At 36.8% G+C, this 9,895-nt stretch carries 9 protein-coding genes and 1 pseudogene; 3 read left to right on the top strand and 7 right to left on the bottom strand.

From position 1 onward, the window contains the following. Positions 1-221: 221 nt before the first annotated feature. Entirely contained in the window at positions 222-674 is a 453-nt protein-coding gene (locus GCA01S_RS18105) for a hypothetical protein (protein WP_042412153.1), read from the top strand. Between the two features lie 166 nt (positions 675-840). Here the strand turns inward: GCA01S_RS18105 and GCA01S_RS18100 are convergent, their stop codons facing one another. Together GCA01S_RS18100 and GCA01S_RS18095 are read right to left on the bottom strand one after the other, a co-directional pair. Then, on the bottom strand, positions 841-1,425 hold the full coding sequence (locus GCA01S_RS18100) for a hypothetical protein (protein ID WP_042412151.1): 585 nt from the start codon (positions 1,423-1,425) through the stop codon (positions 841-843). 105 nt (positions 1,426-1,530) lie between these two features. Continuing rightward, positions 1,531-2,166, bottom strand: coding sequence for a BMQ_0737 family morphogenetic spore coat protein (locus GCA01S_RS18095; protein ID WP_017437789.1), 636 nt, complete (start codon positions 2,164-2,166; stop codon positions 1,531-1,533). 199 nt (positions 2,167-2,365) lie between these two features. Here GCA01S_RS18095 and GCA01S_RS18090 point away from each other — a divergent pair, with 199 nt between their 5' ends. After that, a complete protein-coding gene (locus GCA01S_RS18090; RefSeq protein ID WP_155835603.1) occupies positions 2,366-4,528 on the top strand; it encodes a coiled-coil domain-containing protein in 2,163 nt (720 codons plus the stop codon). 121 nt (positions 4,529-4,649) lie between these two features. Continuing rightward, a pseudogene (locus tag GCA01S_RS21165) lies at positions 4,650-4,772 on the top strand (carbohydrate ABC transporter permease); the annotation flags it as partial. Positions 4,773-5,280: 508 nt separating this feature from the next. On the opposite strand, the gene GCA01S_RS18085 reads toward GCA01S_RS21165, so the two are convergent. The 5 genes from GCA01S_RS18085 to GCA01S_RS21155 form a co-directional block, all read right to left on the bottom strand. Next, positions 5,281-5,778: a L,D-transpeptidase family protein gene (locus GCA01S_RS18085; protein WP_042412148.1), complete on the bottom strand. Its 498-nt coding sequence runs from the start codon at positions 5,776-5,778 to the stop codon at positions 5,281-5,283. A gap of 757 nt (positions 5,779-6,535) precedes the next feature. Beyond that, positions 6,536-7,306, bottom strand: coding sequence for a polysaccharide deacetylase family protein (locus GCA01S_RS18080; RefSeq protein WP_042412146.1), 771 nt, complete (start codon positions 7,304-7,306; stop codon positions 6,536-6,538). 39 nt (positions 7,307-7,345) lie between these two features. Further along, positions 7,346-7,621, bottom strand: coding sequence for an HAD family hydrolase (locus GCA01S_RS20420; RefSeq protein WP_017437776.1), 276 nt, complete (start codon positions 7,619-7,621; stop codon positions 7,346-7,348). Positions 7,622-8,023: 402 nt separating this feature from the next. Beyond that, the gene (locus GCA01S_RS21160; protein ID WP_255212309.1) at positions 8,024-8,770 is read right to left on the bottom strand and encodes a hypothetical protein; all 747 of its coding nucleotides are present in this window, start codon (positions 8,768-8,770) and stop codon (positions 8,024-8,026) included. Then, positions 8,742-9,233 (bottom strand): ArnT family glycosyltransferase, encoded by a 492-nt coding sequence (locus GCA01S_RS21155; protein ID WP_245005294.1) that lies wholly within the window; start codon positions 9,231-9,233, stop codon positions 8,742-8,744. The genes GCA01S_RS21160 and GCA01S_RS21155 overlap by 29 nt, the downstream gene beginning before the upstream one ends. Positions 9,234-9,895: the final 662 nt, after the last annotated feature.

Below are 9,895 nucleotides of genomic sequence, written 5' to 3'. Positions count from 1 at the left end.
AGACCACTCCCTCCATGCAATTCGTTTTATGATAACGTCTCTATTTGATGTGCCTACTTTTTAGACTAACCTCATAACGATCATTTCTAGATACTCTCCCATTTACAACTATTAAATTCAAAATGGGCGAAAGAATGGTTGTTCATCCGAAACATTTTCTCTACGTTTGTCATTTAATACAGTAGTACGAAAACAAAAAATTTGAAAGGATGATATATATTATGGCTTGCTTATGTAATGGAGGCTTATTTCCGCAATTGTTTTTTACACAAACAGCAACCCCTCAAACGCTCACAGCTGCCACTAATCCAAATGTAGTGCTTACTCTTGAGCCAATCGCTACGCTTAGCGGGGATGAGGTAAAATTAGATTCCATGGTTGAATTAGCAATTACATCCGCTAACGCAGGAGTAACAACTAACGTAACAGGTGCTACTTATATTCTACAGCGGTCTACAAATGGAGGAGTATTCGTAGATTTGGCTCAGCTCGATATAGACACTCAAATAACTGATGCTGCTACGGTTACTTTATATCCGAACCTTACTTGGGTAGACGTACCAGGCGTCGGAACACACGTTTACCGTGTCGTTATAAACGTTGCAGCTATAGCTGGTATTACTTATAGTGCAGAAACTCGTGCATTAAATGCTCTTGTCGTTCGAGAAGCATAAATAAACAATGGCTGACTCAAACAGGGCAAAAGTAGATATTGAGTCAGCCTTCCTTAACTAATGGAAAACATATCATTTTACCTTCACTAACATTGTATTCATTCCATGATTCATTTTTCTATTATTGGAAAATGAATTCGCCTCTCTCGTCTTCATTATTTTCTCGTTATACATGAATAACGATATTGTTTAAAGCCCGGACCCCGCTTTGGAATTGTTTGCAATAAAAAAACCCTTCCACTTTATAAGTCGTTTGTTCTTCTCCAATATCAAACTTTAACTGAAAATTGGAAAAAGATAATTTCTGTCCAGCCTCGATTTTTGAAATGTGGACAGGCTTTAACCAGAATTCTCCTTTTTCCTCCACGATTTTATCCGCATTTTCATCAATATATTGCCACGGTTCCATCACTAATGGATTCAAACGGCGATCATATTGGACATCCTCTCCAAGCTTAGCGGACAATATCGCCCGTTCTTTTGGCATCACCTTTAGACATATGAAAGGATTTTCAAGAGGAACGGAACCGGTATTGTGAATGACAAAATTTCCGACGACGGTTCCCTTTTGCTCTGCCGTTTTCGGCAATAATAACGAATACGTAAAATAAGAAATAACACTTATATGAGGAATGCCTTTCCCCTGCTCTTTCGCTTTTTTTATTTCGTTCAATGTTTGCTTGACTGCCTGAATGTCCCGTTCCAACGTACGAACTTTTTTTTCCACTTCCAAAAGCAGATGATCGCTCATCTTCCCCCTCCTTGTGAAAATAAAGACTTCTTTCAATGTTATATGTATGAAAAAAGAGGAGTAAATCTCCTCTTTTTTAAATGGATAGGAGTTGTAGCTCCTTTTTTACATAACTGGGAATATAGTTGGACATTGCGGTGGAAATACATCGACTGGACATTCTTCCTCGCAAATAATTTCTGGACGAGGTTGGCAAAATCTCGCTGCCACTTCTAAAATGACTTCAAATGTGACGACAATACTTTGACAAATTCTTAATGAAACTGTCGCAGTAATTGTATCTCCAGTTTGTGTAAATGCCCCCACTCGGCAAATGTTGAAATCATTTTGTGTTTGATTACAACATACTGTTGTGCCTTCTGGTGCGCAAAGAATCACTTCTTCACTTGCTGTAATCAGTACCGGATTACTTAATACAGTCACTTGTGCGCCAGCTGCATTGGTTCCAATTGCCTCTAAAATAACTTGAATGGTTTTGCTTAATGTAACAGCTTGCAGCGTAACTGTTTGATCTCCTACCATACATTCGATATCACGGCGTGGACCGTCTTCAGCACATTCTAAAAGACTTATTGAACAATTGACTTGAGTAACGGTGATACCAGTAAGAGAACCAGCAGGGAAAGTAAATGTGATATCTTGTGTGAGCGACACTACGTTCGTCGTCCAGTCGTATACTTTACAAACTTGAATACACTCAGGACTAAATTGTTGAGCAAACTGCTCTAAGTTAATCGGCATCAAATAACCTTCCTTTCATTCATTTTTTTCAGGCTACTCTATACTATGTAATTTGCCAACAAGAGTGATAGTATCAGCGCCCAATTTTCTCAGCGTATGCAAATGGTTTTCTATGTCAATCTTTATTAGGATCTTGCATATAATTGTTAAAGAATGGGCATTTTCCATAGTTAAAGATCACCAAAAAGGTGGTGAGGCCGTGAACGAAGAGCATAGAAGCATCCAATTGGAACAAAAAATTATCCACCTCAAATCAGAACTGGAAAAGTACAAAACCATGCTTGCTTCGTTTCAATCCGATCAACAATCGAACCATCTTCAAGAACAAATGGAACAGTTAACAAACGAAAACGCCCAGCTCAAAGAGAAATGCCATGATTATAAAGAAACGATTTCCACTCAAAATCATGAGATTGACCGCTTATTAACAGAGTTAGAGGAAACAAAAAAGGAAAATCGCTTATTGCATAATGAGATTGAAGAAGTAAGAAATGAAAATTTGATTCTTCAGAAAAAAGAGGAAGCAAATGAAGAAAAAATCCAATCCTTATTAAGTGACTTATCTAACTATAAACAAAGAATGGAACAGTTAACAAACGAAAACACCCAGCTCCAAGAGAAATGCCATGATTATAAAGAAACGATTTCCACTCAAAATCATGAGATTGACCGTTTATCAACAGAGTTAGAGGAAACAAAAAAGGAAAATTGCTTATTGCATGATGAGATTGAAGAAGTAAGAAGTGAAAATTTGATTCTTCAGAAAAAAGTGGAGGCAAATGAAGAAAAAATCCAATCCTTATTAAAGGATGCAGCTGCTTCGAAACAAAGGCAAGCTGAACTGGAAAAAGAAAAAGAGATCATGAAGGAAAAAACACGGTCACTGGAGAGGGAACTCTCTTCCCATCGCGCTCTTATGAATGAGTATCTGTCGTTCAAATCAGAATTAGAATCATTCACATCTTGGGTAGAAAGGATCAAGACTATGGAAAAAGATTATGATTTTTTGAAGGAAAACAGTGATAAGGTTTTGAGAGACTTTGAAGAGTTGAAAAATATTTTATTTACACAAAAACTGGAAACAGAAGATTTGAGAGAAGAAGTCCGCACATTAACAAAAAAATTCCGTGTCATCGAAGAAAAGTTGTCAGAAATTGATAGAGAGAAACAAAAGGATTTGTTGGTTTTACAAAAGAATATTTTACATCAACAAGTTGAAATGGAAGCTATTCTTGAAAAGACCGTTCGGTTTTCGAAAGAAATAGAGAAAATATCGAAACAGCTTTCAGAGTTAACAGAAAGAATGGATCAGAAAAGAGGGGATTCGTCAAATCCAGAAATGAACGAAATGAAAGAAATGCTATCACAATTAGTACAACTGTTAACAACACAACAAGAAACTCCCCATGTAGAAGAGAAACCAAAAGAAATAACTCCTTCGCAAAAAAATCCAGTTACAACTTCATTTACAAATAGCTTTCTAAAATTACAGGAATTCATTGATGAAACAAAGCAACAGATTGTTATATCCCCAGTTAAAAAGAAAGGTCAAAATCAATTAAATTCACAAACGTCCAATGTATATCCTCAGAGATCCAGCCAGATTAAACATGTACGAATTGAACCCCAACCATTCCAAAACACTCGCCAACCATTTCGAGATAAACAGTCGGGAGAGGATGATGACAAATCTCCCAATCCAGTAACACCAACACAATTATACACAGCCACTGAAGATGACCATTCAGACATCCAGCTCCTCACATTGGATATACCTAAATCAACTACCGAACTAAGGGACACAACAGAAGAAGAGCCAATAACATCCAAATGTATAGAGGAAAAGGTATCTGAGCAATGGATAACACATCAGGCTATGTCCAAACAAACTGAAGAAGAAATCCATTATGATATTGAAGAAGAAATTCATTATGATATGATAGATCACACTGCTGTTCAAGAAGAAGAAAACGAAAACATTGATAGCCATGAAATTCTTGAAGAGATGAAATCCGAAAATCAAGAAACAGAAGATGAGCATTTCATGAAAAAGGACGAAACAAATGTATCATCTCCAGCAGAAAGTACCACTGCTTCCATTATGGTGGAGAATGTACAGGAAACATTGGATATGGAAATAAATAGTTCTTCTGACAAAGAAATTCAAGCAACACCCCTAAATCCGTTAGCAGAACTGACCTATCATGATGAACCAGCAAAAACAGCTTCCAAAACACAAGACATGGTTTTAAAAAATGAAATAACCTTTCTTAAAGAGGAAGATAAATCGATTGAAGAAGACTTAGAAAACAAAAAGCGAGGGCTTTTTTCGTTGTTAAAAAAGGTAAAAATATTTGAATGAACAAGAGGACGGGGAACAAATCCTCCGTCCTCTTATACATCGCATTCTCCGTTTGGTATAGGGAGATTCAGCGAATCATGACTCCTTTTCTGAACTTTTATTTGCTCCATCATCTACCACTAATGGCGGCAACTTTGCTTTACAAATGGCTGGGTCGACTTTTATGGTTGTTCCGATTATCGTTATTTTCATGTTCTTCCAAAAATATATTATTGAAAGCTATACAATTTCCGGTATGAAATGAACACATCTGCAATTTCCCTCATCCAGTTATAAAAATAACTATTTCCTTTTCGCGATGATATAGTATTATGTCAAAAAAATAGAGATTTTTCTACCGCGCTTTGCTTGCCTGCCTTGTAAGAGAATGAAGGTGTTGACACTTTCATTCTCTTACAAGGAAGTCAATGGCTAGTATATCTTTTCATACATCATTGATTACTTCAGTTTTTGGCGAAGATGCTCATAGCTTTGCGTTCTCCTTCCCTAAGCCACGAATTCATTTTTTCGCTTCTCGTAACGCTTGATCCTCTTGGGTCTACGGGTTCCATTTCCGGCAAAACTGTTACAATTCCGGTCGTATTTGCATGGATACATACAAATTTGTGTGTTGTAAATTTCCAACAAATAAAGAAAGGGCCTGCCCCGCTCTCACCATATATAGTTCCAAAAGTTGTACGATATATTGTGGAGAGGAAACATCCCCTGTTTTTATAACCATTAAAAATATTGGTTTGCAACATCTCTTGATGTTATGGCCGGATGAAAACTTCTGTTCCGTTTGGCACCATCGAGGCTAATTCCAGTACGTCTTTGTTGTACATTCGGATGCATCCTTTTGATACATATTTTCCAATGGAAGATGGATTATTGGTGCCGTGAATGCCATAATGGATCTTCGATAAACTTAGCCACATAGCGCCAAACGGCCCGCCGGGATTCGGTTGGCGATTGACAATGATAAAGTCGCCAACAGGTGTTGCCGTCACGATTTTTCCAACACCAATCGGATACGTATGAACGATGTTTCCCTTCTTTTTTAATGTTAACTGCCGGCGGCTGACAGAAATATGGATGGTATATGGAATTGAGCCTTTTGCAGGAAGATGAGGAATAATAATCGCCTGACCGGGAACGAGACGAGAAAATATGGATAAATGATTGGCATTTAACAAAGCTTGCACGGGGGTACGATAATCCATCGCAATGGAAAAGATGGTTTCTCCTTGTTTTACAATATGTTTATACATAGGGCAGGAGGCCCCTCCTCTTTCCGGCTTTTGGAAGCATGAGCAGTGGTTTAGTAAAGAGTATGATATCATAAAACAAAAAATTCCCTGTATAAACCAAAACCGGCATTATTGATGAGCCCATCAATTTTTGTTGTTTTCATTCGTTATACAATCCTCTCGACTTCTTCTTGCTTCGCCAAATCTTTTACATAAGGAAAAACGCGAATGCCATATTTTGCTTCCAACATTTCTTTTAATTGGTGTAACTTTTTTCACTTTGGGCAACAACCACTATATCATCGCAGCCGCCTTTGGCAAATCGTTCCGCAATGCATTATCCATTCTTCCCGATGCCCCTGTAATAAGTGCTGCTTCTTTTTTATTCCCATTCCTCTTATGTCTATCGGTTTAAATATTTAAGAATCATCTTTAGCATTCGCTAAAGGCATTCATTTTTGACTTTTTAAAACTGATGTCATGGTAGATACCTACGTAAGCTGAACAGTTGCCAAAAAAACACCTGCCCTCTCCCGAGAGAACCATTCGGCAATACTCGGGTGTTGGCAGGCATTTCATCATTTATTCCACATTATTTAAAGGTGAAAATTTCTTGCCGCCCACACCAAAGAAACTTCTGTATTGGAAAAGGTTTTCTTCTTCGATTTCGTGTGGTAAGAAAACCCCATCGAATGGTTCCGATGGGGCATCTAACTGGTAACAGCTTCACTTTCACTCAAATATTTTTCAGCTCTCTATACACAGGCAATGATTTCATTCATCCTGGCATCCATTCGAGATATCTATAGTTTGGATGCATTTTTATCAATTCGGATATAGTGACAAATTTGTATCCTCTTTTTTTTAGTTCAGGTAAAATTTGCTTAAGCGCTTCGATCGTTTGGCGACGATCCCCGCCGTAATCGTGAAATAAGACAATATCTCCGTTTCGAGCATTAGACAAAACCTTTTTTACAATTTTACTGACGCCCGGCTGCTTCCAATCATAGGTATCTTGATGCCATGACCACATTACAACGGTATAGCCTTCTTGGTTGGCGACATTAATGATGGTTTCATTATAATACCCTCCTGGCGGGCGAAAAAATTTCGGAGAAAATCCAGTCAACTCAACAATAAGTTGTTTTGTTTTTCTTAATTCTTGTCTAATTTCTTCTTCGGTAAGCCCTCTGAAATTGGCGTGATTGTATGTATGATTTGCTAATTCATGGCCCTCCAAAATTTGACGTTTTACTAAATCTGGGTGATCTTTTACACGGGAACCAACTACAAAAAAAGTTGCCTTGGCTTGGTATTGTTTTAAAATATCTAGAATTTGTGGAGTATATGTTGCACTTGGTCCATCATCAAAGGTCAGTGCAATAACTTTCTCTTTGGCTCGCACTTCCCAGATTGCTCTTCCTTGTTCTTCAAAATAACTTCGTCCTTTATGATTGTTCGCTGTTATAGGTATTTTCCAAATAAATGACAGAACAAGAGAACAACCTATGATCAAGATTAACCATTTGAACAACTTTTTATTTCTCATCAAACATCAAACACTTTCTGTATGAATTCTTGCATCTTTTCATGAAAAACCTTTACAGTGAGACTGAATTTCGTCTAAATCCGCTATGAATTGCTTTATTTCTTCCTGCGACAATTTCACGGGCATTTGATCGTAAAGAATGAGGATTTGTCCTTCCTTCTCATTTTGATGATTTTTCAGATAGTCTGACAGATGCTGCAGCTGATATGGCTGGAGCACGGATTCAACGAAAAACTGTTTGAGCTTTTGAATGGTGAAAACGTTCATTTCCTTGTCATATTCACCAGAAATAATGCGCCCTTCGATCCATGGCATGCTTTCTTTATCCTCCTGTTTTTGTTTGCAATTAGTATTTCCCGAAAATCAATTTTTTATCGGAAATCATGTCTAAATGACACCTTATGGCAGTTGAAGCTTTGTGCTTTCGATGTACTGTAACGCTTTCCATTTAATTTTGTAACGTCTCTGCTAATGAATTTTTCATGGCGAACGAAAAAAAGCTGTCCTTTTAACAGGACAGCTTAGTCTAAGATACTTCTCCATATTTATTTTAACTTGAGGGCCATTAAACTACATGACCTTTTATTTTGCGAATGTGTTGGTCCTTTATATTATTAAGAGACGCCTTTGTTAAAGCTTCATCACCGTCTATTGTGATTCGGACAGGATCCAAAATCCTGTTCAATTAACATTTTGACCTATCCAGCAATCCATCATTCATATCTTCTTTTTACAAAGGATATAACCCCAAGAATTAGACGCCATAACACTTAAATGATAGGACGTTAAAAGCTGTTTATTAAACCATCTTTTCTTGACTAAAAGCAAGGCTCTGTCATTTTTTAAAAAAGCATGAAGGCCTCCGCTTCGCACTTTAAAATCGTTCACTAACTCTGCCGTTAAAACCGCACTTTGAGCCCATACCGCCTTATGTCCCGGTGAATGGTACATAAATAAGCTATATCCCCTTACTCCATCGAGTGCTTGCGTTTTTTGAATCAAACTCAATTGAAAATTAGGAATTGGGTTGTTTAAATACGTTTGAATTTGAGATTCATAAGAATAAGATACATAAAGGATAGCGGATAAGAGTAAGATTCTTATGATTAATTTTCCATTTGTAAAAATTTTACTTGCCAGAACTCCTATAACGATGGATAGCAGAGGATAGATAGGCAAAATATACCATCTTACTTTCGTTTTAGCAAAAGTAAACATCATAAAAGGAATGATCACCCATAAAAAGATGCCTATTATATAAGACTGATGTTCAGATTTGAACATATCAAAAGAAACATTTTTATAAAAGTTATAGAATAAGATCATTCCCAATAAGATAGCGAGCCACAAAAAGTAAAAACGGCATAATATGATAGCATAGTAAGACTCATCTCCAACGTGACCCTCTATAGGAACGGTCGATCTAAGCAGTAAGTCATACGTTAAAAAATGTAAAGCCGTCATATTGATATCTCACGACCGCCCAAATAAGAATGGGTACAATCATGCACAAACATAAAGTAATCCATTTTTTATAAGATAATCTTTTATATTTTCCTGTAACGATGAGATACAATCCCATAATAATAGCTATATTACCCGCATGCCAACTTTTTGTTAAAAAGGCGAAAGAAAATGCAAGTCCCGAAACATATAACCATTTATCGTTTTTCACAGAAAGCAACAGAGACAGAATGGCCGCTGTAAATAAAAAAACAAAAAGCGAATCGGCATCACCTGTTCTTGCACAGTGGTTGATTATGAATTGAATGCTTGTTGACAATGTTAACATCGATAATAGGGAAGCCAAATTTCCGAAATTCTTTTTCACAAAAATAGCCACTATAATAATCGTTAACATTGCACAGATGCCTGAGATTAATCTTAGTCCTAATGCATTGAATCCCGCGATTTTATAACCAGCCATGATCGCCTAATAACTAAGCGGAGGTTTTAAATTCCAATAATCCGTCTTATATCTATATGTATTGACAATAAAATTCCTCTGTCTTAACATCTCATAAGCATTGACCCCGTGTCTCGCCTCATCCCAACTATAAATTGGAAATTTACCCAAATGATAAAAAATATTATAGAAAGCAACAGATAGCAAAATAAGCGCCAGAAAAAAGTAAATAAAGTTCAATTTACGATATGACCAGTACATAAGCTGACTCTGACTCCTTATTGTTATTACATCTATTTGCTATTTTTTAACTTATTCATTATTTGGTCGTAAGCTTCACATATTTCATCCGAGAGTTTGAGCCCAGCCTTTCTGGTGCAACTCTCGAATCATAAAAAACTCCCCTATCTTCAGCATCGTTTTTCCACTCCATCTAAGATGTTGTTTTGAAACGATTATCTGCTATTTTTGGGGAATTTTAAACTGCTGTTATTGGAGATTTTATCGAATCTTACGTTCTTTTGGTGAAAAGTCAAGGTAATTGAGAATGAGAAGCTTAAAAATTCTAATCTCCCCGTCCCTTTGCACCGCTTAAGCACTTAGATTATTACATACGAAACTGAAATGATTATACATGCAAAACCAAGGATGATACAAATAAAAATGCACTAATTGATACCCGT

Origin of the sequence: Parageobacillus caldoxylosilyticus NBRC 107762 (assembly GCF_000632715.1) — a bacterium.
Lineage (GTDB): Bacteria > Bacillota > Bacilli > Bacillales > Anoxybacillaceae > Saccharococcus > Saccharococcus caldoxylosilyticus.
The sequence above is the reverse complement of the archived record's forward strand: the minus strand, read 5'-3'. Positions and strand labels throughout refer to the sequence as shown.

Coding starts and splice junctions, on each gene's coding strand:
- GCA01S_RS18105 (WP_042412153.1), top strand. CDS start 222: ATGGCTTGCTTATGTAATGGAGGCTTATTTCCGCAATTGTTTTTTACA.
- GCA01S_RS18100 (WP_042412151.1), bottom strand. CDS start 1,425: ATGAGCGATCATCTGCTTTTGGAAGTGGAAAAAAAAGTTCGTACGTTG.
- GCA01S_RS18095 (WP_017437789.1), bottom strand. CDS start 2,166: ATGCCGATTAACTTAGAGCAGTTTGCTCAACAATTTAGTCCTGAGTGT.
- GCA01S_RS18085 (WP_042412148.1), bottom strand. CDS start 5,778: ATGTATAAACATATTGTAAAACAAGGAGAAACCATCTTTTCCATTGCG.
- GCA01S_RS18080 (WP_042412146.1), bottom strand. CDS start 7,306: ATGAGAAATAAAAAGTTGTTCAAATGGTTAATCTTGATCATAGGTTGT.
- GCA01S_RS20420 (WP_017437776.1), bottom strand. CDS start 7,621: ATGCCATGGATCGAAGGGCGCATTATTTCTGGTGAATATGACAAGGAA.
- GCA01S_RS21160 (WP_255212309.1), bottom strand. CDS start 8,770: ATGACGGCTTTACATTTTTTAACGTATGACTTACTGCTTAGATCGACC.
- GCA01S_RS21155 (WP_245005294.1), bottom strand. CDS start 9,233: ATGGCTGGTTATAAAATCGCGGGATTCAATGCATTAGGACTAAGATTA.